The 23,976-nt window shown below is 57.7% G+C and carries 19 protein-coding genes, 1 tRNA gene and 2 rRNA genes (1 of these 22 cut by a window edge); 14 read left to right on the top strand and 8 right to left on the bottom strand.

The genetic code is table 11. The features are described 5' to 3' along the window. Positions 1-50 precede the first annotated feature (50 nt). The 3 genes from SLH47_RS09780 (at position 51) to SLH47_RS09770 (ending at position 3,150) form a co-directional block, all read left to right on the top strand. On the top strand, positions 51-1,034 hold the full coding sequence (locus SLH47_RS09780; RefSeq protein ID WP_320239304.1) for a fatty acid desaturase: 984 nt from the start codon (positions 51-53) through the stop codon (positions 1,032-1,034). Next, positions 1,031-1,873 (top strand): sugar phosphate isomerase/epimerase family protein, encoded by an 843-nt coding sequence (locus SLH47_RS09775; RefSeq protein WP_320239303.1) that lies wholly within the window; start codon positions 1,031-1,033, stop codon positions 1,871-1,873. Before SLH47_RS09780 ends, SLH47_RS09775 begins: the two co-directional genes overlap by 4 nt. 71 nt (positions 1,874-1,944) lie before the next feature. Then, positions 1,945-3,150 (top strand): MFS transporter, encoded by a 1,206-nt coding sequence (locus SLH47_RS09770; protein WP_320239302.1) that lies wholly within the window; start codon positions 1,945-1,947, stop codon positions 3,148-3,150. A gap of 10 nt (positions 3,151-3,160) precedes the next feature. Here SLH47_RS09770 and SLH47_RS09765 read toward each other — a convergent pair whose 3' ends face one another. Next, the gene (locus SLH47_RS09765) at positions 3,161-3,619 is read right to left on the bottom strand and encodes a MarR family transcriptional regulator (RefSeq protein WP_320239301.1); all 459 of its coding nucleotides are present in this window, start codon (positions 3,617-3,619) and stop codon (positions 3,161-3,163) included. Positions 3,620-3,742: 123 nt separating this feature from the next. Here SLH47_RS09765 and SLH47_RS09760 point away from each other — a divergent pair, with 123 nt between their 5' ends. Beyond that, entirely contained in the window at positions 3,743-4,093 is a 351-nt protein-coding gene (locus SLH47_RS09760; RefSeq protein WP_320239300.1) for an antibiotic biosynthesis monooxygenase family protein, read from the top strand. A 12-nt stretch (positions 4,094-4,105) separates the two neighbouring features. Here SLH47_RS09760 and SLH47_RS09755 read toward each other — a convergent pair whose 3' ends face one another. Then, the gene (locus SLH47_RS09755; RefSeq protein WP_320239299.1) at positions 4,106-5,089 is read right to left on the bottom strand and encodes a type I glyceraldehyde-3-phosphate dehydrogenase; all 984 of its coding nucleotides are present in this window, start codon (positions 5,087-5,089) and stop codon (positions 4,106-4,108) included. A gap of 482 nt (positions 5,090-5,571) precedes the next feature. Here SLH47_RS09755 and SLH47_RS09750 point away from each other — a divergent pair, with 482 nt between their 5' ends. From SLH47_RS09750 to SLH47_RS09710, 9 genes are all read left to right on the top strand, one after another. Then, entirely contained in the window at positions 5,572-7,932 is a 2,361-nt protein-coding gene (locus SLH47_RS09750) for a serine/threonine-protein kinase (protein ID WP_320239298.1), read from the top strand. A gap of 58 nt (positions 7,933-7,990) precedes the next feature. Further along, positions 7,991-8,824 carry an FHA domain-containing protein gene (locus SLH47_RS09745; RefSeq protein WP_320239297.1) on the top strand — a complete coding sequence of 278 codons (834 nt, stop codon included), beginning with the start codon at positions 7,991-7,993 and terminating at the stop codon, positions 8,822-8,824. Continuing rightward, positions 8,808-9,920: a PP2C family protein-serine/threonine phosphatase gene (locus SLH47_RS09740; protein ID WP_320239296.1), complete on the top strand. Its 1,113-nt coding sequence runs from the start codon at positions 8,808-8,810 to the stop codon at positions 9,918-9,920. Before SLH47_RS09745 ends, SLH47_RS09740 begins: the two co-directional genes overlap by 17 nt. Next, positions 9,920-11,269, top strand: a complete 1,350-nt coding sequence (locus SLH47_RS09735; RefSeq protein ID WP_320239295.1) for a hypothetical protein — start codon at positions 9,920-9,922, stop codon at positions 11,267-11,269. The genes SLH47_RS09740 and SLH47_RS09735 overlap by 1 nt, the downstream gene beginning before the upstream one ends. 161 nt (positions 11,270-11,430) lie before the next feature. Further along, positions 11,431-13,515 carry a dynamin family protein gene (locus SLH47_RS09730; RefSeq protein ID WP_320239294.1) on the top strand — a complete coding sequence of 695 codons (2,085 nt, stop codon included), beginning with the start codon at positions 11,431-11,433 and terminating at the stop codon, positions 13,513-13,515. Then, the gene (locus SLH47_RS09725) at positions 13,515-14,399 is read left to right on the top strand and encodes a dynamin family protein (RefSeq protein WP_320239293.1); all 885 of its coding nucleotides are present in this window, start codon (positions 13,515-13,517) and stop codon (positions 14,397-14,399) included. Before SLH47_RS09730 ends, SLH47_RS09725 begins: the two co-directional genes overlap by 1 nt. A gap of 82 nt (positions 14,400-14,481) precedes the next feature. Continuing rightward, a complete protein-coding gene (locus tag SLH47_RS09720) occupies positions 14,482-14,844 on the top strand; it encodes a hypothetical protein (protein WP_320239292.1) in 363 nt (120 codons plus the stop codon). Between the two features lie 48 nt (positions 14,845-14,892). Then, positions 14,893-15,654 (top strand): hypothetical protein, encoded by a 762-nt coding sequence (locus SLH47_RS09715; protein WP_320239291.1) that lies wholly within the window; start codon positions 14,893-14,895, stop codon positions 15,652-15,654. 12 nt (positions 15,655-15,666) lie between these two features. After that, on the top strand, positions 15,667-16,590 hold the full coding sequence (locus SLH47_RS09710; protein WP_320239290.1) for an alpha/beta hydrolase: 924 nt from the start codon (positions 15,667-15,669) through the stop codon (positions 16,588-16,590). Here the strand turns inward: SLH47_RS09710 and SLH47_RS09705 are convergent. Both SLH47_RS09705 and SLH47_RS09700 read right to left on the bottom strand, forming a co-directional pair. Next, on the bottom strand, positions 16,587-17,486 hold the full coding sequence (locus tag SLH47_RS09705; RefSeq protein WP_320239289.1) for an NAD(P)-dependent oxidoreductase: 900 nt from the start codon (positions 17,484-17,486) through the stop codon (positions 16,587-16,589). The two genes, SLH47_RS09710 and SLH47_RS09705, sit on opposite strands and share 4 nt — an antisense overlap. A 9-nt stretch (positions 17,487-17,495) precedes the next feature. Then, positions 17,496-19,025, bottom strand: a complete 1,530-nt coding sequence (locus SLH47_RS09700) for a trimethylamine methyltransferase family protein (protein ID WP_320239288.1) — start codon at positions 19,023-19,025, stop codon at positions 17,496-17,498. 111 nt (positions 19,026-19,136) lie between these two features. On the opposite strand from SLH47_RS09700, the gene SLH47_RS09695 reads away from it, so the two are divergent. Continuing rightward, positions 19,137-20,012 carry a LysR family transcriptional regulator gene (locus tag SLH47_RS09695; RefSeq protein WP_320239287.1) on the top strand — a complete coding sequence of 292 codons (876 nt, stop codon included), beginning with the start codon at positions 19,137-19,139 and terminating at the stop codon, positions 20,010-20,012. A gap of 48 nt (positions 20,013-20,060) precedes the next feature. Here the strand turns inward: SLH47_RS09695 and SLH47_RS09690 are convergent. The 4 genes from SLH47_RS09690 to SLH47_RS09675 all read right to left on the bottom strand — a co-directional run. Then, positions 20,061-20,137 (bottom strand) — tRNA-Met (locus tag SLH47_RS09690). Between the two features lie 89 nt (positions 20,138-20,226). After that, positions 20,227-22,170, bottom strand: a complete 1,944-nt coding sequence (locus SLH47_RS09685; RefSeq protein WP_320239285.1) for a calcineurin-like phosphoesterase C-terminal domain-containing protein — start codon at positions 22,168-22,170, stop codon at positions 20,227-20,229. Positions 22,171-22,346: 176 nt separating this feature from the next. Next, positions 22,347-22,461, bottom strand: a 5S ribosomal RNA gene (rrf, locus tag SLH47_RS09680). Between the two features lie 104 nt (positions 22,462-22,565). Beyond that, positions 22,566-23,976 (bottom strand): 23S ribosomal RNA (locus tag SLH47_RS09675); it runs 1,423 nt beyond the window's last position.

The raw sequence follows: 23,976 nt of genomic DNA, 5'->3' as shown, positions 1-23,976 counted from the left end.
TTGCCCGTGCGTCGCGCGCCGCTAGTGTTTTGGGGGAAAGGGGAGGAAAGATGGATGCGAGCTTTTCACGGCGTGATCTTCTGACACCAGCGGAGTTGCGTCGCTTGTCGGAAAGGTCGGACCTGCGCGGCGCGCTGCAGATGGGCAGCCATGTGGGTGCGATCTTGGTGGTTGGCCTATTGCATGCCATGGCCCTGGGCACGTGGTGGGTCCTGCTGACCGGCTTCGCGCTCGGAGTGCTGTTGAACTTCCTCTACGCGGCCCAGCACGAGTTGAGCCATGCCACCGTGTTCAAGACCCGCAAACTGAACGAAGTCTTTGGCCGCATCATGGGCTTCATCCAGATCTTTCCGCGTGATTTCGACCAGATCATGCATTTTGCCCATCACCAATACACCCAGGATTGGGAGCGGGACGGCGAATTGGTGCGTGAGCCTTATACCCTGACCACTTATCTGCTCTGGCTGAGCGGGATCACCTACTGGCGCAACCGCATCGTCGGCGTGATCCGCCGTGCGCGGGGGATCATCATTGAACCCTATATTCGGGTTGAGGAAGAGGCGCGTGTGATCCGGGAAAGCCGGATACATCTGGCAGGCTATGCGCTGATCGCGCTGGTTTCGGTGGCCACCGGGTCATGGGCCGCATTGACGTTCTGGCTGCTCCCGATGGTGCTGACCAAGCCGGTGCATCAGCTGCAGAACACGATTGAGCATCTGGGGCTAAGCCATGAAGATGACATTCTGGAAAACACCCGCTCAACCCGTGCCAATGCGCTGCAGCGATGGCTCTGCTGGCAGATGCCGTACCATACTGCGCATCACACCTTTCCCGCCGTCCCCTTCTGGAAGCTACGCGACCTTAACGACCGGATCGAAGCGAAGGCGGGTGACGTCCATCGGATGGGCTGGATTGAGTTTCAGATTGCGGTGGTCGGCAAGCTCATGGCCAAGGACGAAAGCCAGTATCCGATGGATGAGGTCTGGGTCATCCCGCGCGAAGGCGGGCGGGTCAGCCGCGTTCCGGCAGAGTGAGGCGACTGCAGGTCTACACGTCGCTTTGGGCGATGCAGCCGCATGATCAGACTGGCGTCAAGCTGCCTTTGGATCAAGTCTGTGAGATGGTGGCGCAGGCCGGATTTGACGGGATGGCGATTGATCTCGGCGCCTCGGACATCGCGGTCGCCCATGCTGTCCGCCCACATATGGAGGCGCATGGCCTGACCCCGCTGATCGTGGCCTTTCCGAAAACTATTGAGAGCCTGGAAGACACATTGCACATGGCCGCCGACTTAGGCGCGCCTTTTGTCGATGTCATCGGGCAGGTAATGCCGATAGCACTCGACGATATGGTGCCGGTGATTGAGGCATGGATGGACATGGCCGACCGTATTGGTGTCCCCATCCAGTTCGAAACCCATCGCAATTGCATCACCAACGATCTGTTTGTGACCCTGCAATTGCTCGATCGCATCCCGGATATGCGGCTTTGCGCGGACCTGTCGCACTACGTCGTGGATCGCGAGTTCTGGTTTCCGCTCTCTGATCATGACATGGGGCTGATCAGCCGCATCCTGCAACGCTCTGACAGTTTTCAGGGACGTGTCGCCAGTCGTCAGCAAATCCAGCTACAGCTGGATTTTCCGCAAAACAAGAAATGGGTCGACTTGTTCAAAGGCTGGTGGCGCGAGGGGCTGGCCGACTGGCGCGCGCGCAATGTGAGCGGTGACTGCATCTTTGTCTGCGAGCTTGGCCCGCCGGAATATGCGATGACCGACGCGCAAGGTCGCGAGATGTCGAACCGTTGGGAAGAGGCGCAAGTGATCGCGACCTGGGTGCGCCAGATGTGGGATGAGTTGGGGGGCGACGGCTGACCCGTCAGCATCTGTCGGCAACCCGCGCTTTGGGGCTTGTGTGACACCCGTTTCGCGTGTCGTGTGGCGCCATGAAACTCAGCGGTCCGTTCCTGTTTATTCTTGCCACCCTGATGATCGATGCCATCGGGATTGGCATCGTGTTTCCGATCATGCCGGACCTGATGGATCGCGTGGGTGCGGGCAGCACGGCGGAGGGCGCGTTCTGGGGTGGGATCATGATGTCCGCCTATGCGGCAGCGATGTTTCTTTTCGGTCCGATTATCGGCAGTCTCTCAGACGCTTATGGCCGCAGACCGGTGCTGATCGCCGCACTCGTCACGCTGACCATCGATTATGTGATCATGGCGGTCGCGCAGACCTATTGGGTGCTGCTCGTGGGCCGGGTCGTCGCAGGCATGGCGGGGGCGACCTACATCACGGCCACGGCCTACATCGCCGACATCGCGAAGCCGGAGGAGCGCGGGGCTGCCTTCGGCATGATCGGTGCGGCGTTCGGGATCGGCTTTGTGCTGGGGCCCGCGATGGGGGGCCTTGCCTCGGGCTGGCATATCACTGCGCCATTCTGGATCGCTGCTGGCCTGTCAGCGCTGAATGTGGCGTTTGGAGTTTTCGTGTTGCCGGAATCGCTGAAGCCCGAAAACCGCAGGCCGTTCGGGCGGCGTGATCTGAACCCATTTGGCACAATTCTGCGTGCCTTCGTCATTCCCGGTCTGGCCATCCCGCTCATCTGCCTCTTTGTCTTTGAGTTTGCGAATATGGTCTATGCCACGCTCTGGGCGTTCTGGGGGCGGGAGGTTTTTGGCTGGGATGGTTTTACCATCGGGCTGACATTGTCGGCTTATGGGGTGCTGATCGCCGGGGTGCAGGCGGGTATCCTGCCGCAGCTGACCAAACGGCTGGGCGATTTTGCGACGCTGAAGATTGCGGTCGCCAGCGGGATCGTCGCGATGGTCGGCTTTGGGTTGGGGAATGCCGTCTGGGCGGTCATCGTCTTTCTTCCGCTCGCCGCACTCTCGGACATGGCTCCGCCCTTGATGACCGCATTTGCAGCCAACCGCGTGGGCGAAGATCAGCAGGGGCTGGTGCAGGGGGTGATCGCCTCATTGTCTTCTATAGCGGCCGTAGCAGCACCCCTTGCGCTGACCCGCGTGTTTGAGCGCTTTGTAAGCGGTGACGGCCCGTACCTGCCCGGCGCGCCTTATCTGCTGGCCGCAGTACTCATTGTCGCGATCATTCCGCTGATCTTACGGATGAACGCGCCGCTCGAACGGTAAAGCGCTGCAGCTACTCTGCATGGACTTGCGATTGCCGCCCTTGGCCTGCTTTGCCTTCTATGGCTTTTCTCAGCAGTTGCATCATTTGTTCACGCTCGCCGGTGGTTAGGGCGGCCATGATATCGGCATTCGCCGCATTTGCCGCCGCCATTGCACCCGTTTGCTTCGCGCGCCCGACCTCCGTCAGGAATATGCGCTTTGATCGGCCGTCGTCTGGGTCTGGACGGCGCAAGATCAATCCGTCCCGTTCCATGCGTGCCAGCGTATTGGCCATCGTCGCTTGTTCGATCCCGACAAGGGTGACCAGATCACTTTGTGTCAGACCGTCCTTTTGCCAAAGGTGCAACATGATGGGAAACACACCGGTTGACAGACCAAGCGGCTTGATACGGTCCTGCAACGCCGCAGCGAAGAGGCGTGCAAGGTGATTAACAAGATATCCAGCGGATGAGCCCGGCGTCAGCGACATAGGCCAACATAACTTTAGATAGCAGGCTATTCAACATATAGATAGTATGCTATTAAAACCGCGCGAGACCGACTCACTTTCGTCACGCATAGGAAAATACATAGCATACTATGGATAAAGCTTATGAAATCAGTTCTGTTCGCAGCCACCGCAGTGCTTTTCGGTATCAGCAGCGCAAATGCAGATGTCACCCTGATCAACGCGTTTGAAGTGCCTGAAGGCCAGCGCGACGCCACGATTGACGCCTGGGAGCAGGCACGCGCCTTTCTATCCCAGCAACCAGGCTATATCGACACCGCGCTTCATGGCGCATTGGCACCCGACGCGCGGTTTGAACTGGTCAACATCGCCCGCTGGGAAAGCCCCGCGGCCTTTCAGACAGCGATTGCCGCGATGCAGGAAGCAGGCGTTTTCCGGCCACCTGAGGGTGTTTTCGCGAACCCGGCCCTTTACACGGTGATTGCATCAGACTGAGTTCTGCCATGATCAACCCAACCGCGCGCCCATGATATCTGCCACATCCAGCATCCGGCAGGAAAAGCCCCATTCGTTGTCGTACCAGCCAAAGATGCGCACGAGCCCGCCTGCGGTGACGCGTGTTTCGGGAAGCGAGACGATCACGCTTTCCGGGCGCGCGCGCAGATCGGTCGAGACAAGCGGTTTGTCAGTCCAACCGATGATACCGGATTGTGCGCGCAAGACCGCATGTACATCGTTCAGATCAGCCGGGTGATCGAGCGTCACCGTCAGGTCAACGGCAGAGACCGAAGCGACAGGGACACGCACCGCCGCCGCCTCGATCCGGCCTGCAATGTCGGGGAGGACCTTGTTGAGCAATTGTTGCGCAGAGGTTGTGGTGGGCACCATCGACAGGGCCGCCGCCCGGCTGCGCAGCATATCGCCCCGCGGCGCATCAATGCTTGGCTGGCTACCGGTGTAGCAGTGGATCGTCGTCATCCAGCCGGTCTTCAAGCCCCATGTATCGTCAATTAGCTTCACCAGCGGGGCCAGTGCGTTGGTTGTACAGGATGCGTTTGACACGACGGGCTGATCCGCCAACAGATCTTCATTTGCGCCAAGGACCATCGTCAGGTCGGCGGTTTCTGATGGGCCAGAGATCAGGATGCGTCCCGCACCCGCCTTCAATCCCCGTTCAGCAAAAGCGCGATCCCCCGCGCGACCGGTGCATTCGAAAACGATATCGACATCCGAAAGATCAATCGTGCTGAGATCGGTGCGCTGATGAAGCGGGATCGCCGTTCCGCTGATCATCAAGGCGCCGTCCTCAAGCACAGCCTCACCCGGAAACGGGCCAAAGACACTGTCATAGGCAAACAAATGCGCGCAAAGCTCCGGCGCGGCGATGTCATTGATTCCCACAATGCGAATCTGCGGCCATGATTTCGTGGCCCAGGCGCGCAAAGTCGTCCGCCCGATCCGCCCAAATCCATTGATGAACACATTGATCATCACCGCAACTCCCTAAATGTCGTTGCGCAGATGCTGCATCGTTGCGTCACTTGCCACAAGCGGGGTTTCGCTTGGTGTTTGTCTGCTTGTATAGAACAATTGGTAAGGGTGCATGGGGCAGCATTTACCAACGGCACAGAGAATCGGTGCCGAATCCATTTAATAAGTGGTTAAATTAGTGGCCAGTCGCCAAAAGAACGACAGGTTGGCGAAGGATGTTGTGCGTTAATGCCACAATGCTTCGGAAACAACCGCCTGATGTGGCAGAAAGTATACGTAAGCAGTGAAAACAGGTATTTATCGGCGGATTATTGCCAAATACTGTTTCACAAAACGACTGTAATGCCGGACAAAATCCGGGATTAAGAACCATGAAACAACAAGTTAGCGTCACTTTTTGGCCTAATTTGAATGAGACTAGACAATGAAGGGTGTGTGGGTGCTCTCCACATGGCCGCAAAGTTTGAAAGCTGGATGTGAAGATGGCGAAGGCGCAAGTACAAGACAACGCGGACGACAAGGACAGTTTCGTCGATGAGCTGAAGCCGGGCACCAAGTTGATGCACGGTCAGTACACGATCGAAAGCTTCCTGAACGCTGGTGGTTTTGGCATCACTTATCTTGCCAAGGACAGCCTCGACCGCAAGATCGTGATTAAAGAGTGTTTCCCCGGTGCTTTCTGCCGCCGCAGCCGTTACGTGGTGCAAGCCCGTTCGCGTGCGCACCAGAATGAGCTGAAATCCATTGTACGGCTGTTCGTGCAAGAGGCGCGCAGCCTTGCCAAACTCGACCACCCCAACATCGTTGGTGTGCATCAGGTCTTTGAAGACAACGACACCGCCTACATGGCACTGGACTTTGTTGAAGGCCGCGACCTGCTCGATACGATTGAAGACCCGTCGACAAAGCTGACACCGCCTCAAATCAAGAACATCCTCAAAGAGGTTCTGGGCGCCGTTGGGTTTATCCACGACCAGGGTATCCTGCACCGCGATATCTCTCCCGATAACATCCTGATCAACCAAGATCTGCATCCTGTGCTGATCGACTTCGGCGCTGCACGCGAAGAAGCCACCAAGCAAAGCCGTGTGTTGTCGGCGTTGCGCGTCGTCAAAGACGGCTACTCGCCTCAGGAATTCTATATTGCCGGATCCGAGCAGAGCCCAAGCTCTGACCTTTATGCGCTGGCGGCGTCGTTCTATCACTTAATCAATGGGGACGTACCGCCAAATTCGCAGGCCCGACTGGCCGCGATCGCGTCCGGCGACACTGATCCTTATGTACCGCTGTCCGGTCGCTTCCCGGATTACGAAGATAACTTCCTCGCCGCCATCGACAAAGCGCTCGCCGTTCTTCCCAAAGATCGCTTGCAGTCTGCCAAAGACTGGATCGACATGATGGAAGGCAATAGCGGCAATGTGACGGCGCTGAATGTGGCACCTGCCGCAACTGCAGCCGCAGCACCAGAGGTTGCCGAACCGGTTGAGGCGAAGAAATCAAAGCTTCCGCTCTTGCTGGGATCAGCCGCTGCTGTCGCCCTTCTTGTCGGCGTTGGCGTGCTGACGATGACTGGTGGTAGCGAAGACACAAATGCAACCGCGGACGCCACACCACAACCGACCGCAACAGTGCCAGTCGAAACTGCCGCTGCACCTGCAGCGCCAGCAGTGGAAGAACCTGCACCTGTCGCTGAAACACCCGCGCCGGTGGAAGAGGAACCGACGGAGCTTGCCGTTGCAGAGCCTGCGGTGACGGAACCCGCACCTGAGGTTGTTGAAGAGCCGGCACCGCTTGTTGTCGAAGAGCCGACGCCCGTTATTCCAGAGGCAACCGGCCCCGTTGTGGTTGAAATACCCGGACCCGTTGTTGTCGAAGACCCCGCACCGGTTGTCGTCGAGACCCCGACACCTGAAATCGTGGGCGAACCTGCGCCAGTGATCGCCGGTGATCCTGCACCTATCGTCGAAGGCCCGGTCATTATTGACGAACCAACCCCAACGATCCGCCCAAGCGCTCGTCCGGAAAGCGTTGAGTTGGCCGCAGTGCCAGAGCCAGAACCTCTGCCAGAGCCTGTTGCAACACCACAACCTGTTGCAGATGCAAGCGCCGCCACAGCGGCATTGCCTGATGTCACCGCCAACCGCCCGGTTGCTGATGGCGATACGGCACAGGTGGACCTGCCGTCAGCACCTGATGTGGTTGCAGCAGTCGGCACTGGCCCGAGTGTTGAGATCGATGCCGTCACACCTGGTAACGAGTTGATCCCGGAACCAGAGGGTGTCGCTGCGTCCTGGACTGTGCAATTGCCGTTCAGTGCTGCTGGCGACCAGTCGAACATTATTGCCCAGGCGGCAGCCGTCTCACCCGTATGGGTTCAACCGGGCCTCGTGATTACGTCGATTAACGGCACACCAGTCGGCGCGATTTCGGACATCCCGACGGTACTTAACCAAACCGTACCTATATCGGACCTCGAAGCCACGCTACCGGTGACATTCGGCACGCTTAATCCAGCATCAGGCGAACAGGTTGAAGAAAGCTGGGTTCTGCCGGTCATACAACAGTTGGAACTGTTGAATGGCGTTGCGTTTGAAACCACTTTTGCAGGCAATGAATGGCGCACGGTCGTCGCCGAGCTACCTGAAACCTTGACTGGCGGTTTAGAGGTTGGTGATGTGATGAGGTCATACATCCCAACGGCTGAACTGATTCAGGAGCAGGATAGCCTGCAGACAATTCTTGAGCGCGAACTGAGCGTCGGCACTGACCAGTTCATGTTTGCGGTCGAACGTGACGGCGGCATGTGGGTCGCTTCGCTGAATTACGATGGTGTAGAGGAGTAATCTAACGACACGCACCCTGAGGGAACAGGAGTGTCGTTGAGTTTGGAAGGTAGGCAAGATGAAGTTTATTCGTGATCTCTTGGGTAGAAAAAAGCGCAATGCTGATGCGCCAAAGTCCCGCGAAACGGTTGAGTCGCTGGAACAATCCTATCGCGACACGATTGGATCGATTGTCGAGGATAATGAAGGCGCGTCTGTCTCTGATATTCTGACCGATGTTGCGCAAAAGACGAGTACGGCAACCGAAGAGCGTGTCATCAAACCCGAAGAAACGCCTGCGGTGAATATCTGGGATCTTGAGGATGACGGTACGTCAACCGAGCTGCCAATGACCGCGCCCGAACTGCCCACGCCAGCACCTGCGCCTGCCCCCGCTGCGGCAGCGAGTGCTGCAGCACGGTCGCCCAGCCGCTCGCGCCGGACGAAGACCCGTTTGATCGGCTTTGAGAAGTCAGATGGCGACGTGGTCGATCTGTTCAACGACGCGCCGCGCGCCGCACCAGTCAAAAGCGTCAAGTTCCCGGTGGGCTGGATTGTTGTTGCTGAAGGCCCTGGTCGTGGTGAAAGCTTTTCCTTGATGGCCGGCATGTCACAGATTGGTCGTGGCGAAGATCAGGCCGTGCAGCTTGATTTTGGTGATAACTCCATCTCCCGGACCAATCACGCCGCTATCGTCTATGATGCCGACAGCAAGGAATTCCTGCTGGGTCATGGCGGCAAATCCAACATCGTACGCCTGAACGACAAGCCCTTGATCAGCAATGAGGCGCTGAAATCAGGCGATGTAATCCGTATTGGTGAGACTGTTTTACGCTTTGTGGCGCTTTGCGATCAGACGTTCAGCTGGGACGACAACGCAAGCGGGGAGGACGAAGATGTGGCGATCGCCTGAACCACGCTTTGACGTCGCTTCGGCGATCTGTCAGGGCGGACGTGACTATCAAGAAGACGCAATTGTTACTGATTTTCCGTTTGGCATGGACAGTGGCGTCGTGGTCCTTGCTGACGGTATGGGCGGCCATGCTGCTGGCGACGTGGCAAGTAAGATTGTTGTCACCGAAGTTTACAGCGAACTGAAATTTCAATCCGCGAATTTCGCCGATTTTGAAGCCGAGATCCCGCAATACCTGACATCGTCGGCGGTCAACGCCAACAATGTCGTGCGGGAATATGTGATGGCGCATCCCGAGACCCGCGGCATGGGTGCGACCCTTGTGTCGCTGGTTCTGATCGAAAACCGTATGTTCTGGATGTCGATCGGGGACAGCCCGCTTTACCATTATCGCGCCGGCAAGATGCAGCAGTTGAACGAGGACCATTCGATGGCGCCTCAGATCGACTTCATGGTCAAGCAGGGCCTGATGGACCCTGAAACGGGTAAGAACCACCCTGACCGCAACTGCCTGACATCCGTGATTCTGGGTGATCGCGTGGCGAAGTCCGATTGTCCAAAGACGCCGTTTGAGTTGCAAGTGGGCGACATCGTCGTCGTATCATCTGACGGGCTGCAATATCTCGAAGACGAGCGTATTCAAAAGATCCTTCACCGTTATCGCCGCCGCAAGAGTGCGGAGATCTGCGGGCATTTGCTGGAGGCGATTGAAGCGCTTGCCGATCCAGACCAAGACAATTGTTCTTTCTCGGTAATCAAGCTGAACCACAACAAGCCTGTGATTCGTGCGATCCGCGCCAAGCCTGTGGATTACGTGGAAACTCCAACTGCAACGACCACACGTGTTGTTGAGCTTGATGATGACGACTCGATCGCCGCGAAGCTGCGCAAGGACGCCGCGTCCATGCAAAAGGCGGCGACCGGGCAGGGCCAGCCGGCAGCGCAACCGCAAGCCGCCCCGAAAGAGGCAGCGCCGAAGCCTGTCATCAAGGAAGTGAAACCCGTCCAGAAAGTCGACGACATCGACGCTCAGGATAAGACAGAGGAGGTTGATGAGGCGACGCCCCCGGCTAAAGTAGCCGCCGGAGGTAAGTAATGCCGAATCAATCGCTGGGGGCTCAGGTCCAGGAACGGCTCACACAGGCAGTGGCTTCTGAGTTGCTGCCCGCTGACGTTCTTGATCGGGCCAAGCAAATCCTCAACAGGTTGCAGCAGCCTGTCCGTCTTGCCGTATTGGGTCGCCCCAAATCAGGTAAATCCGCCCTCGTGAACCTGTTGATCGGGCGCGAGGTGCTGCCCGATGATATGCGTATGCCGACGACACAGATCGTCTATGCCGACAAAGCAGGCGCCACATGCACCTTGTCTGACGGCAGTAAGAAGGATCTGGACACTGCCAACGCTTACGACATTGCGGAACTCAATCCCGTTTTTGTTGAACTGCGCCTGCCGCTTGCCGCACTAAAAAAGATCTCTGTCTTGGAAGTGGTCACGCCCAACGACCCCAACGCCATTCACAAGGCCAGCCAATGGGCGTCAAAGCGTTGTGAAATCGCGATCTGGTGCACCGAGACCTTCGATACAAACGAACAGGCCATCTGGGCGCAGATGCCCGACGTGCTCAAGGACCATGCGTTCCTGATGCTGACCAAGTCCGACGTTCTAGCTGCCAAAGGGACGTTGGAGCAGATCCTTGATGCGACCAAAGCGCTGGTTGGGCATGAATTCAACGATATCCTGCCAATCGCCACGCTTGATGCAACGGCCGCCCGCCATCTGGATGGCACGGTGGACAAGGAACTGATGCGTCGCAGCGGTGGCTCTGCACTGATTTCGGCCGTGCTGAAACAGGTGGACCAGGGCCGCCAGTCGGATGTGGATATGGCCGATGTCCTACTGCATCAACATGCGGACCTCTTGAATGGTGGTGCGGCCGCAGAAGTTCCTGAAGAAGACAGCGAAGTTCTGCAGGCCGTTATCGGCGCGGCGTCCTCAAGTGAGGCAGGTGATGATGAAGCCGGCCCGGCCGAAGCAGAAGCGACGACAGCCGAGACAGGACCCGCAGAGGCCGCAGGCGAAGCTGCTACGGAACCTGTGAAAAAGGTCACCCCCTTACACCCGGCGACACGCGATGCCTATGCGCATGTCGTGAGCTACATCACCGAACAGGCCAAAACATTATCCCAGATGGCCGCCGAGCTGGGCGATGCCGCGCCCGCACAAATCATTGCCGAGACGGTTGAACACACGCAATGGATGAGCGATTATCTTAGCATGCATGGTGATGACGCGGACGAAGCATTGCAGCGCGCTCGTGACGCAGCGTTTGATGCTGCGGATCTGGTACAATTGATGCAAATGGAAAAGCGTGACAGTGCGGCTATTGAAGCTGTCAGCGTCATGCTCCAGATTAAGCATGAACTGCAGGCGGACCTGGCCGCCTAACCCACGGCAACACTTGCAATTTTTATGAAAACAGCGCCACACTTTCGCCGTGCTGCCCTGTTTCCATTATGGCAATAAATCAGTGTTATGACCCGTATTTGGCGACGGGACCAACAACTGATAAAGGTGAAGCCAGCACGACTGAGTGAGGACGGACACGAATGAAGATGGAAGAGCTGACAAAAGGGGATGGTTACAAAGTCCCGGCAGCGCAGCACCCGTTCATGCGCATCGGCTTGGAGAAGCTGGACGACTTCCACGAGGATATCCTGGATCTGGAGGCGACCATGGCTGACGTGGTCAAGCTGGGCGGACAGGATGCTGAAAAGAAAGCTGCGAGAGTTATCAAGCAGTTACGCTCTTTCGAGCCCAGCGTGACGATGATCGGACAGATCAAATCGGGCAAGACGTCTTTGGTGAATGCGATGATCGGTCGCCCTGAATTGCTGCCTGCGGATGTGAACCCGTGGACCTCTGTTGTGACCTCATTGCACCTCAACGCGCCTCTGCCTGCGGACGCGCCTACCGCCACATTTCAGTTCTTCAGCCAGGGTGAATGGGATCATCTGGTGGAGAATGGTGGCCGAATCGGTGAATTGTCCGCGCGCGCCGGTGCAGATGATGAGCTTGAGAAAGTTCGGCAACAGATCGCCGAGATGCGCGAAAAGACCAAGACACGTCTGGGCCGCAAGTTTGAGCTGCTTCTGGGCCAAAAGCACAATTACGCGGAACTGACGGACGATCTCGTTCAGCGCTATGTCTGCATGGGCGACGATTTCGAAGATCTTGATGAAGAAGATCAACAGGGTCAGTTCGCGGATATCACCAAATCCGCTGACTTGTATCTCAAGGCGCCCTCGATCCCCATGCCGCTTTGCCTGCGGGATACGCCCGGTGTGAACGACACGTTCATGATGCGCGAGCAGATCACGATCAATGCGCTCCGTGACAGTCGCATCTGTGTCGTGGTCCTGTCGGCGCATCAGGCGCTGAGTTCGATGGATATGGGGCTCATCCGCCTGATCTCGAACGTCAAAGCGCGCGAGGTGATCATCTTCGTAAACCGGATCGACGAATTGTCGAACCCGGCTGAGCAAGTACCCGAAATCCGCGACAGCATTCTGCAGACACTTGCGGATCACAACGGGCCGGAAAATCCGCAACTGATCTTTGGCAGCGCTTATTGGGCCAATATCGCGCTTTCCGAGAACCTCGACGATATCGTGGCGGAAAGTGCGGCGGCTATGTTCAACTGGGCCGAGGCATCACTGGATGCCGAGACCGCCGGTATGGAAACCAACGAGCTCGTCTGGCATCTGTCCGGTGTGCCGCAACTCTACAAAGCGATCTCTGAACGCGTGGCCGAGGGACCGGGCACGGAAATCCTGTCGGCCTCGCGCAAGCGTGCGCTTAACCTTGTCGGCGGTGTTCGCGCTTCAAATGCGATGGTGTCCATGCGTCTGGACGGCGATCAGGTCAAGGTGATGGCCAAGCCGGAACTGATGGCCCATTTGGACAAGCTGGAAAAAGACAGCAAGAAATTCCTGAACGACCGTTTGGACATCGTGTTCCAGCAATTCGGTTCGCGCGTGGATCAGTCACATAAACGATTCCTCGACCGCGCGCTGGAATCGCTGCTACAGCACCTTGAAACCAATGGTGAGGATGAGGTTTGGCAATACAGCCCCGATGGACTGCGCATGCTGTTGCGCACGAGCTATCAGGTGATGCGCCGTAATGTCTCGTCATCTTGCGAACAAGTCTTTGCTGCCGCCGCGACCGATCTGGCTGAAACCTATCGCACGGCTTTTGGGGTGGAGGTTGAGAATTTCTCGATTACCCCGCCTGCGGCACCCGAAATCCCCGCACCGGTGTCGCTGGGCCAGACCATTGCGCTTGATCTACAGACGTCGTGGTGGAAGGGCTGGTGGAAGCGCCGCAAGGGCTACCGTGCCTTTGCCAGCGGGTTCTATGATCTGATTGAGGCCGAAACGGCACCCATTGTCGATGAACTGAAAATTCGGCAGGCCGAGGATATACGCACCATGGCCGAACGCGAGTTGAGTGAATTCCTTGCCGAACAGCGCGGTCTGCTCGGCGACATGAGCGACAAGTCCGAGTTGAGCGTCAACGATTTGAAAGACATTTTTGGTATTACCGCCCAGCAGGAGCGCGAAGAGCTTTTCGATTACATCTTCGAAGAGCTGAGCGATAATGCCCCTGTTGAAGCGATAGGAAACGGGTAATGAGTGAGAACGACCCCACCGCCGGTGGGCCGCGCAAGCCGCGGGTCGCCTTGATGGGCGAGTTCAGTGCGGGCAAAAGTACACTGTCAAATCTGCTGATGGGCGCGCGCCCCCTGCCCGAAAAGGTGACCGCCACGCGGCTGTCCCCGGTCTGGATGTCGCAAGGCAGTGACACGCCCTATCGCATTGATGTGGACGGGACGACCGAACCGATCACGCTCGACCAGCTTGAATCCGTTCCGGTGGAAGAGACCTTTGCGATCCGGCTGTTTCTAGATGTCGATATCCTGAGCGTTTGCGACCTCATCGACTTCCCCGGCATCTCGGACCCGAACATGTCTTCGGAAGTGTGGGAGCGTGTCCTGCCCGAGGTTGACGCGGTAATCTGGTGCACCCATGCCACGCAGGCCTGGCGCCAGTCAGAGGCTGCGGTTTGGGAGAATATGCCGAACGCCGTTAGGGAGCATTCGATCCTGCTGATCACACGCTTCGACAAGCTCACCACTGAGCGGGATAAGACCCGGGTGATCAAGCGCGTCACACGCGAAACCGAAGGGCAGTTCAGCGGCATCTACCCTGTGTCGCTTTTGCAGGCGATTGCTGCCGGCGAGGATCAGGATAAATGGGATGCAAGCGGCGCCGGCCCATTCGTCTATCGTTTGATTGAAACAATCGAAAAACTGACGAAGATCGCCGAATGCACTGAGCGGCCGCTTTACAACATTCCAAATGGTGAACCCATTCCAACCCGCGTCTTGCGGTCAGTTGCCCCACGGCGGGTTGTGCGCAGCCGTGATAGTGATGCGCCAAAACGCGAGCGCCCACAGGCCGAGCCTGAGGCTAGTCAGGACAACCCGCCCGGCCCGATCCTCCGATCTTCCTGATCACGACGTTGCCACCTGGGCTTTTCCCTTCGCTCATTTTGTCTTAGTCAGAGTGGCACCGTAAGTAAGAGCGAGCCCAAACATGGTCGTCGACGCATTGGACACTTTGCAAAGCGATTTCACAGGTTGCGAGACCTTGGCTTTTGCCGATCTGTCGACACAGATGATCCTTGTCACGAACTCGACCACCACATCGCCACGCGAGACACTCGATGCGCTTTGCGCCGAGGCCGCGCTAACCCTTGGGATCAAAGGAAAAATTGCGATTGGGTCAGATAAAAGTGCCACCGCTATCGTCGCAGGGCAGGACCAGTTGCGCGTTTTTCTACGCGCGGAAAGTGAACCATCAGATGTTTTGTGCTGCGTGTGCCAGCCAGATGTCGATATTTCAGGATTTTTACCCGCAGCGCGCGCCTGCCTTGAACAGATAAGCGGTGGCGCGTAAGCCGGTACGCATGGATTACCCCGCATTGGATTGCCGAAATTGAGCGACATGACCGCCCTGACAGAAAAGCTCGCCGCGCTCGCCGCAGAGGATGAGGTTTTTGTGGCTGGCGCCCGGGTCATCGCGCAGGACGGTGGCGCAGTTGGGCTTGCAGCCATCCTGCGTGAGATTGATGTGACTGTGCTTGAGCGGACGCTGGTCTTTGGCGTTGGGGATGTGACCGCCTCGTTGATTGTGGCGGGACGTCGCTTGCGCGGGATTGCGGCAGTGTCGGACCGGGATGATCAAGCGATTGGCCAATCCCTGTCGCGTGAAGAGCCGGACACATTGCAGGCGGCAGGCGCGTTGATGAAAGCTCTTTGTGACAATGCAAGTCGGGTGACCGTGCGGGCTGAGCCGATCCAGCCTTTTGGTAAAGGTGGCGATGCGGGCATTTCGGCGAAGGGGCTGGCCGAGCTTTGGCAGGTTGATCTTGATGCCAAACCCCTGCCGCCCGTCGCTCGTTTTCTGGCGGCCAATGCGTCATCGTTTGGTGGCCATCTGCTGATCGTCGCTGGCAACACCACCGAGACAGCTGGCGAGACGGCGGCGCTGAAACTCATTTGGGATGAGCAGGTCATGGCCTTGCGCAAAGCGCAAAAGGCAATTGCCAAGCGTCAATCCGGGGCGCAGATGATGTGTTTTGACGGCGCAATGGGCGCAGGTACAGCCGTGGCTATCGCCATGGCGGGCGACGAGGCCTGCATTTGCGCGTTCGCCTCGGATCAGATCGCCCCGCTGACTGCGTCTTGGCAATCCATCATCAGTTGATCCCGGTTCGTGATGCACCCTTCCGTTGCAAAGGCCCCGCAAGCCGCGCAGTTTTTCGAAGGGTTTGAAGAGCGCTATTTCGAAACAAGCGCGGGTCCGATCTTCTGCCGGATCGGCGGTGAAGGGCCGCCGCTTGTCTTGCTGCACGGATATCCGCAGACATCGGCGATGTGGCATGCCGTGGCCGCTTCATTAGCCCAAGATTATCGCGTGATCTGCCCCGATCTGCGCGGTTATGGTCGATCCGCCAAGCCGGAGACAGACGCGAGCCACACACCTTATTCCAAGCGGGCGATGGCAGGTGATGTGATCGCGATCATGGACGCATTGGGACATGAGCGGTTCTTGGTTGGCGCCCATGACCGGGGCGGTCGCGTCGCGCACAGACTCGCCGCGGATCACCCGGATCGGGTTGTGGCCTTGTCCACCTTGGACATTGCGCCCACGCGTGAAATGTATCGCGAAGGCACCAGCGCCTTTGCCCATACCTATTGGCATTGGTACTGGCTGACCTTGCCGCATCCCTTTCCCGAAAGACTGATTGGCGCTGATCCCGTCTATTTCTGGCTGCATAAATGCGGAGCCGGTTCAGCCGGTCTAACCCCATTTGTCAGACAGGCGCTGGATGAGTACCTCACCGCTTTTTCTGATCCTGCCGCCATTCACGGCGCTTGCGAGGATTATCGGGCCGCCGCGACGATTGACATCGCGCACGATGATGCAGATTCGTCAAAACTTACCATGCCGCTGCTGGCGCTTTGGGGACGTGACGGGGCGATTGAGGCGCATTTCGACTGTCTGGCGCTTTGGCGCGAGCGGGCAGAGGATGTGCAGGGATGGGCTTTACCGGGAGGGCACTACGTCGCCGAAGAATGCCCTGACGAGGTGATCGCCGCTTGGCGACCCTTCTTTGCCAAAGCTGCCGCCAACCTCTAGGTCAGCCGTGCAGGAAAGCCGTCCGCACGCAAATCAGTTTCCAACAGATCTTCCAGCAATTTGACGATCATTGGTGACTGGGCATCGCCACCATAGGCTGCCCGCGCGGCGATGTAGGTCTGCTCGGTCGCGGCTGCGAGATCGAGCGGGACTTCGAATTCGCGCCCAAACGCCTGTGCAAAACCAAGGTCTTTCAGCGCAAGATCGATGTTGAACGCCACATCATACGACCCGTTGAGCACCAGTGCCCCTTCGGTTTCATGCACAAATGAGTTGCCTGATGAGGCCTTGATCGCATGCCAGGCCTGCCCCAGATCAAGCCCGCCGCGTTTGGCAAGCATCAGCGCCTCACCACAGGCCTTCAGATGAATGAAGGCAAGCATGTTGGTGATGACCTTGATGATCGCGGCAGAGCCGAGCGGCCCCATATGAAAAACCTGATCGCCCATCGCCTGCAAGGCTGGCAGATGCAGATCGAACATGTCCTCGTCACCGCCCGCAAGCATGGTGATCTTGCCTTGCGCAGCGAGATGCACACCGCCCGTGACGGGCAGTTCCATGGCCCGGACGTCATGAGCACAGGCCTTGGCCGCAAATGCCAGCATCTGATCGCGTCCAAGTGTCGACATTTCAATCCAGTGGCTGCCTGCCCGCATCATCGGCAGGATACGGTCAAGCACCTGTTCGGAAATGGCCGGTGAGGGCAGACAGGTGATCACATGATCGGCGGCCTCCGCGACCTCTTCTGGCGTATCAGCCCAGTCACATCCGAGCTCCAATAGAACGTCGGCCGCCTCCCGGTTCAGGTCCGTCACGGTGAGTTCCATGCCCGCCCGGCGCAGACAAGCGGCACAATTGGCCCCGAGGTTTCCAAGGCCAATGTAACCGTAGTGCATAGCTGACCCTCACTTGAAATAGATGTTGTAGTCGGCACGAATGGCCGCGTCGAATTCGGGCGACAGCTGAATTTGAGCTTCTTTCAATATCTTGTTTTTCCGTGCGATGGCTTGCGCAATCAACTCAGGCTGCCCGGCTTCGGCCCATTCCTTGGGGCTCATCCGGTTACCTAAGCTGGGATAGATGTATTCGCTCTGCATCAGATTAAGCGTCTGTTCCGACCCCAGATAATGACCCGGACCATCAAGGCAGACGGCCTTCATCGCATCAATGGAGGTACTGTCTTCGGTCACATCAATGCCCCGCACGCAACGCAAGACTTGACCAATGATGTCATCGCCTAACACCAGCGATTCAAGGCAAAAGCCCAGAAGCGACGCGTGCATGCCAACGGCCTCATAGGCCATGTTCAGCCCTGAAAGCCCGGCAAGGACATTCGTGATCCCCTGCTCCCACCCGGCTTGCATGTCGGGGAGTTTGGCATCGGATATGCCCGCCGCCGCGCCTCCCGGTAAATCGTAGAACCGGTGCATCTGCGCGCATCCTGCCGTGAGCAGCGCCTGTTCTGCCGATCCGCCCGACATCGCGCCGGTGCGCAGGTCAGACACAAAGGGCCATGTACCAAAGACCGCCGGATGACCCGGCGCCATGGCGTTGACGTAGACGACGCCCGCCAGACATTCGGCCACCGCCTGCACAATGGCAAGCGCGATGGGCGCCGGCGCGGTCGCCCCCGCCTGCCCCGCCGACAAGAGCAGGATAGGCATCCCGCCGCGAATGCAGTGTTCCATCGCGACACAGCTTTCTTCGGCGAATTTCATCGGCGGCACGACAAAGCAGTTGGTGTTTGAGATGAAGGGCCGCGCCCTGAACGCTTCCTCACCCCCCGCGATCCGGTAAATCAGCTCAAGCCCAGGCGCCACATGGTCCGGCTCGCTAAAGTTCGTGCCAATATGTTTGGTCGTCCCGGCACAGCAGGCGTAGATCGTGTTGAGATCAAGTTCGAGATTGTCGGTGATGTCGCGCGCGACCATCGCGCGCTGGAAGAAATGCACATTGTCCAGCGCATGGGTGATCTTGGCCGCATCATGCAGGTCTTGCGCCGTGCTGTCGCGATAGCTGTTGGTCTCCACATCCACGATATGCACCGCCGCACCCGCCGTCCCGAAATGCACATTGGTCCCGGTCAGGTGCAGGTCATATTGCGGATCGCGCCCATGCAACGTGATGTTGCGCGCGGCCTTGGCGAGCATATCTTCAACCAGTCCGCGCGGGAACCGGACGCGACCATCATCGCCAAGAATAGCGCCCGCGCCGGTCATGATATCGATGCCGGATTGGGGCGCGTTGGCCAGCCCAATCTGTTCCAGCGCATCAAGGGCGGCGTGGTGGATGCGCGTGACGTCCGGCTCTGACAATGGTTTGTACTGCCCGCCCGGCAGGCCCGGACGGACGGGGCGCAAATCCTTGGCCAATGGCGCATTGCGCAGCGCCACGCGGGCGGCGCGCCCACCGCTGCGTCGGACGGGTTTGTTCATCGGCACGACCTCCCTTGACGTGGGAGCAAGTATCGCGCCCGCGCTTTTGGTGATCAATTGAGCGTTACGGTCATTATTGATCGGGTTTGCCGATTAGTTCAGACTGGCCTCATGCAGATTGAACTGATCGAAACCTTTCTTGATCTCTGCGAAACGCGCAGTTTCAACAAAACCGCCGAGCGTCTGTCTGTTACGCAATCCACGGTTTCGGGCCGGATCAAGGCGCTTGAGGCGATCATCGGCCGTGCTCTGTTCCAACGGTCGCGGGCAGGCACGGCCTTGACCACAGAGGGTCTGCGTTTTGAACCACATGCTAGGAGCTTGCGCCACAACTGGGTCACCGCACTGAATGCGACCCGCGATGGCGGGATGACCGGTGTCACGATGCGGATTGGTTTGCAGCACGATCTGGTCAGCTTTGAAATCAGCCGCCTGATCGGCGCCTTTCGGGATACCTTGCCTGACACGGTATTCCTGTTCGAGGCGGATTACTCGACCCAGATGTGCGCCGATCTGATTGCCGGTATGCAAGACATCGCGGTGCTCTATTCCCCTCAGACACACCCGGATCTGCATTTCGAAGGATTGGGAGAGGTGAGTTACGTGATGATCTCCACCCAACCTGAAACGCTGCAAGAGATGTCGCGAGACAGATACATCCTCGCCAATTACTCACCCGCTTTTGCCCATGCGCATGCGGCGTTGCTGCCCGATCTCGCGCAAGTCTCGCTCTCCATCGGGCAGAATGCAGCGATGGTTGATCTGCTGACGTCACTGTCCGGCGCGGGATATGTTCTGCGGCATTCTGCCAACGCCTTGATCGCCGCTGGAACATGCCATCCGGTTGCCAACGCCCCGGTGATCACCCAAAGCGTCTTTGCTGGTATCAATGCACGGAACCGCCATCGGAGCGTCTATCGCCGGATGCTACGCATTCTGATGGAGCATTACGCCCACGACCGCCGCCAAGTGACTGGCACACCATAGAGCCAAAATACAAACACCCAGACCGTGCAGGTCTGGGTGTTTTGTGATTGGTTGCGGGAGCAGGATTTGAACCTGCGACCTTCAGGTTATGAGCCTGACGAGCTACCGGGCTGCTCCATCCCGCGCCAAGTTTGGATGACATAAAAGGAGTCGCCGGGGACTACAAGCCCCCGGCGATGGGAAAGTTTAAGAAACCGTCACAAAAAGCTGATCGCTATTCGTCTTCCCAGAACGACGCCTGCCAGGTCATTTGCGGAAGCTCTGCGACCACCTCAAACGGGATCGTGTCTTCGAAGATCCGACCATGCGGATCGACCACATGCACGTGTAGTTGGTGCGCGCCCACGGGCAAATCGGTGGGCAGATCCGCACGCCAAAGGTGGTGACTGTTATCCGTCAGCATCCAGCGCTGGAACGGTCCCGGCACGCCCTGCCAAATGGAGCCCTGCCACATGCTGAACCCTGCCGTGTCTTCACCGCCATCAACCGATTGCGCCGCGACACGGCCTTGCGTGGCCTGTTGCGCAAGCGCGAGCGGGTCGGCGAATTCAACGCCACGGTTCTTTGCTTCGCCCGTGCCGGACTGGGTGCGAGTCGCAACAATTGTGTCCATGTCATTGATCTGAGCGGTCACCATTGTCCGACCTGCACCGTTCCAGACATTGATCGCGGCCCATGTCCCGTCAGCGAGGTCTTCTTGCGTGATCATGTACATATCGCCCAGATCGTTGCGCGTGACCGGCGGAGTTTGATCAAAACTGCGCTCATAGAGATCGCGATAAGCAATCAGGCGCTCGGCCCATTCACGGAAACGCGGGGTGTTGAAGGAAGCGTGGAACTGCTCGTTCTCTTCGCCGTTAAAGGTTTTGTAGGTATCCACGTAGTCGCTTCCATTGAAATCAAGCTGGTAGTAGCCGCGCGGACTGCCCAGGCGCTGCGTGGCATGCGGCACGCCGTCATCGTTCAGATCACCTGCCCACCAGCTGCCTGACAGCGCGCCAATGACAATCTGATGAAACGGCGACGGGCCGACATTGGTGTTTTCTTCCCAGCCTTCGAAATGCTCACCCGGTTCGATGTTTTCGGTCGTGTGCGTGTGCCCGGCAAGGGTCAGGACCGGACGGTCGCCCAAGACCGCGACGAGCTCATCTAGATTGTCGGTTTGATGCTTAGCGGCAGTGTTATCGGTAAAGGTCTGGAAAGGAATATGGGCGGTCAGGACGATCAGCTTGTCTTCGGGCACATTGGCCAGATCGTTGGCGAGCCATTCAAGCTGCCGCCCGGTGATGACACCGTTATAGGTGTGGTTGCGGTCGGTGGCGCAGAAGGGATGCTCATCGACACCGTTGCAGGGATAGCGGACGTTATCGAGGCCCACGAAATGCACGTTGCCGATATCGGCAGACCAGTATTCCGGTCCCCATTCACGGCGGAACGTGTCAAAGCTGTGCTGGTCGCTTTCCGCGTCAAAATCGATGTCGTGATTGCCGCCCACGAAATAGATTGGCACGCCACCCACCGCGATGATGCTTTTGAAGCGGGGGTAAAGCGACAGGTCATCGCCCATCACATCGCCCGCGAAGATCAGGCATTCGGTGTCTGAATTGTCGCGCGTCGCCAACAGCTTGCCGGCCGTTTCGCGGACGTAAGTTACTTCCTGATTGGTGTAGGGCTGCGCATCGCCAAAGGCGAGGCAGTTGAAGCTGTCGCCGACATTGTCTTCGATCAGAGGGAAGTTGATCGCCTCGGGTAGTGGGCCGGTCGGGGCGATGCCACCAAAACGCAGCGGTGGCGAACCTTCGACCTTATGCACATAGGCAAATTGCGGCACCATATCGGCGCTGACAGGCGTGATATGGGTCGATGGTTTGGTGATAAAGAGGTTCATGTCGTCATAGGCGGGCAGCTCATAGGTGCCATCCTCGGCGGTCAAAACAACCTCACGCCCGTTTGAGACCTGAACGCCCGCAATGCCAACCTCGCCCGGATCAAGCGTGGAATTGCGGTTTGCATCCAGAAAAACGGTGCCGCGCGCGGTGTCACCACCGTCGCCCGCACCGCGCACCACGTCTACTTGTCCGATGTAACTACTGTCTTTGGCAGAGGCGGCGCTGCAGGTAATCAGCAGCACAGCCGTTGCATTCAAAAGCGTCTTCATCACGAGACCTCCGATTGACTGAGGCCCTCACGGTCGCGTGACTTTGTAAATGCTGGCAGACCATTGCATGACGTTCATGCAACAGGTTTGTGACGCAGATCGTTATGTTGGGGGTAAGTCATCGTTAGAGAGATACATGTCGAAAGCAAGCTTCCGACAGAGATGTTCCTTATTAGATTTGGCGGTGACTTACTCTCCCACGTCTTAAGACGCAGTACCATCAGCGCTGTGGCACTTAACGGCCGAGTTCGGGATGGGATCGGGTGTTTTGCTCACGCTATGACCACCAAATCAAATAAAGAACATCTCCGGTGAATGCCGAAACATTCACCGTCGTTCCAAGTCTGCACATCTATATGTGTGCACTTGTTCTTCCAGTCTTACTATTACTGGATCAAATCAAGCCTATCGAGCAATTAGTACCAGTCAACTGAACGTATCACTACGCTTACATCTCTGGCCTATCGACGAAGTGGTCTACTTCGGCTCTCAGGGATACCTTGTTTTGAGGGGGGCTTCCCGCTTAGATGCCTTCAGCGGTTATCCTGTCCGATCATAGCTACCCTGCACTGCCGTTGGCACGACAACAGGTCCACCAGTGGATCGTTCACCCCGGTCCTCTCGTACTAGGGGCAACTCCTCTCAAGTATCCTACACCCACGGAAGATAGGGACCGAACTGTCTCACGACGTTCTAAACCCAGCTCACGTACCTCTTTAAACGGCGAACAGCCGTACCCTTGGGACCTGCTCCAGCCCCAGGATGAGATGAGCCGACATCGAGGTGCCAAACGGTGCCGTCGATATGGACTCTTGGGCACCATCAGCCTGTTATCCCCAGCGTACCTTTTATCCGTTGAGCGATGGCCCTTCCACTCGGGACCACCGGATCACTATGGCCGTCTTTCGACTCTGCTCGACTTGTCAGTCTCGCAGTCAGGCTGGCTTCTGCCATTGCACTCAACGAGCGATTTCCGACCGCTCTGAGCCAACCTTCGCGCGCCTCCGTTACGATTTGGGAGGCGACCGCCCCAGTCAAACTACCCACCACGCAGGGTCCCGGACCCGGATAACGGGCCGCGGTTAGACATCAAGCAGAATAAGGGTGGTATCTCAAGGGAGGCTCCACGATGACTGGCGTCACCGCTTCAAAGCCTACCACCTATCCTGCACATACTGTGCCTGATGCCAATGCGAAGCTGTAGTAAAGGTGCATGGGGTCTTTCCGTCTAACCGCGGGTATCCTGCATCTTGACAGGAAATTCAATTTCGCTGAGTCCACATTTGAGACAGCGGGGAAGTCGTTACGCCATTCGTGCAGGTCGGAACTTACCCGACAAGGAATTTCGCTACCTTAGGACCGTTATAGTTACGGCCGCCGTTTACCTGGGCTTCAATTCGGAGCTTGCACTCCTCCTTTTAACCTTCAGGCACCGGGCAGGCGTCAGACCCTATACGTCGTCTTGCGACTTCGCAGAGCCCTGTGTTTTTAGTAAACAGTCGCCACCCCCTGGTTTGTGCCCCCGCCCAATAGTTGCCTACTAAGCGGGCCTCCTTCTCGCGAACTTACGGAGGTATTTTGCCGAGTTCCTTAAATGTGGTTCTCTCAAGCGCCTTGGTATTCTCTACCAGTCCACCTGTGTCGGTTTAGGGTACGATCTCATGGAGGGCTATTTCCAGGAACCTCTCAACGGCCCGACCAATCCGATAAGGTCGAACAATCTTCGAGATCCGTCACATCCTCCTGGCCCAGGAATATTAACCTGGTTCCCATCGACTACGCCTTTCGGCCTCGCCTTAGGGGTCG

Source organism: Cognatiyoonia sp. IB215182, from assembly GCF_033963905.1.
Classification (GTDB): Bacteria; Pseudomonadota; Alphaproteobacteria; order Rhodobacterales; family Rhodobacteraceae; genus Yoonia.
The sequence above is the reverse complement of the archived record's forward strand: the minus strand, read 5'-3'. Positions and strand labels throughout refer to the sequence as shown.

Excerpts from the sequence above, each read along its gene's own strand:
- SLH47_RS09760 (WP_320239300.1), top strand. The coding sequence starts at position 3,743 with ATGAAATCAGTTCTGTTCGCAGCCACCGCAGTGCTTTTCGGTATCAGC.
- SLH47_RS09735 (WP_320239295.1), top strand. The coding sequence starts at position 9,920 with ATGCCGAATCAATCGCTGGGGGCTCAGGTCCAGGAACGGCTCACACAG.
- SLH47_RS09705 (WP_320239289.1), bottom strand. The coding sequence starts at position 17,486 with ATGCACTACGGTTACATTGGCCTTGGAAACCTCGGGGCCAATTGTGCC.
- SLH47_RS09780 (WP_320239304.1), top strand. The coding sequence starts at position 51 with ATGGATGCGAGCTTTTCACGGCGTGATCTTCTGACACCAGCGGAGTTG.
- SLH47_RS09750 (WP_320239298.1), top strand. The coding sequence starts at position 5,572 with ATGGCGAAGGCGCAAGTACAAGACAACGCGGACGACAAGGACAGTTTC.
- SLH47_RS09730 (WP_320239294.1), top strand. The coding sequence starts at position 11,431 with ATGAAGATGGAAGAGCTGACAAAAGGGGATGGTTACAAAGTCCCGGCA.
- SLH47_RS09755 (WP_320239299.1), bottom strand. The coding sequence starts at position 5,089 with ATGATCAATGTGTTCATCAATGGATTTGGGCGGATCGGGCGGACGACT.
- SLH47_RS09740 (WP_320239296.1), top strand. The coding sequence starts at position 8,808 with ATGTGGCGATCGCCTGAACCACGCTTTGACGTCGCTTCGGCGATCTGT.
- SLH47_RS09700 (WP_320239288.1), bottom strand. The coding sequence starts at position 19,025 with ATGAACAAACCCGTCCGACGCAGCGGTGGGCGCGCCGCCCGCGTGGCG.
- SLH47_RS09720 (WP_320239292.1), top strand. The coding sequence starts at position 14,482 with ATGGTCGTCGACGCATTGGACACTTTGCAAAGCGATTTCACAGGTTGC.
- SLH47_RS09715 (WP_320239291.1), top strand. The coding sequence starts at position 14,893 with ATGACCGCCCTGACAGAAAAGCTCGCCGCGCTCGCCGCAGAGGATGAG.
- SLH47_RS09770 (WP_320239302.1), top strand. The coding sequence starts at position 1,945 with ATGAAACTCAGCGGTCCGTTCCTGTTTATTCTTGCCACCCTGATGATC.
- SLH47_RS09685 (WP_320239285.1), bottom strand. The coding sequence starts at position 22,170 with ATGAAGACGCTTTTGAATGCAACGGCTGTGCTGCTGATTACCTGCAGC.
- SLH47_RS09745 (WP_320239297.1), top strand. The coding sequence starts at position 7,991 with ATGAAGTTTATTCGTGATCTCTTGGGTAGAAAAAAGCGCAATGCTGAT.
- SLH47_RS09710 (WP_320239290.1), top strand. The coding sequence starts at position 15,667 with ATGCACCCTTCCGTTGCAAAGGCCCCGCAAGCCGCGCAGTTTTTCGAA.
- SLH47_RS09695 (WP_320239287.1), top strand. The coding sequence starts at position 19,137 with ATGCAGATTGAACTGATCGAAACCTTTCTTGATCTCTGCGAAACGCGC.
- SLH47_RS09725 (WP_320239293.1), top strand. The coding sequence starts at position 13,515 with ATGAGTGAGAACGACCCCACCGCCGGTGGGCCGCGCAAGCCGCGGGTC.
- SLH47_RS09765 (WP_320239301.1), bottom strand. The coding sequence starts at position 3,619 with ATGTCGCTGACGCCGGGCTCATCCGCTGGATATCTTGTTAATCACCTT.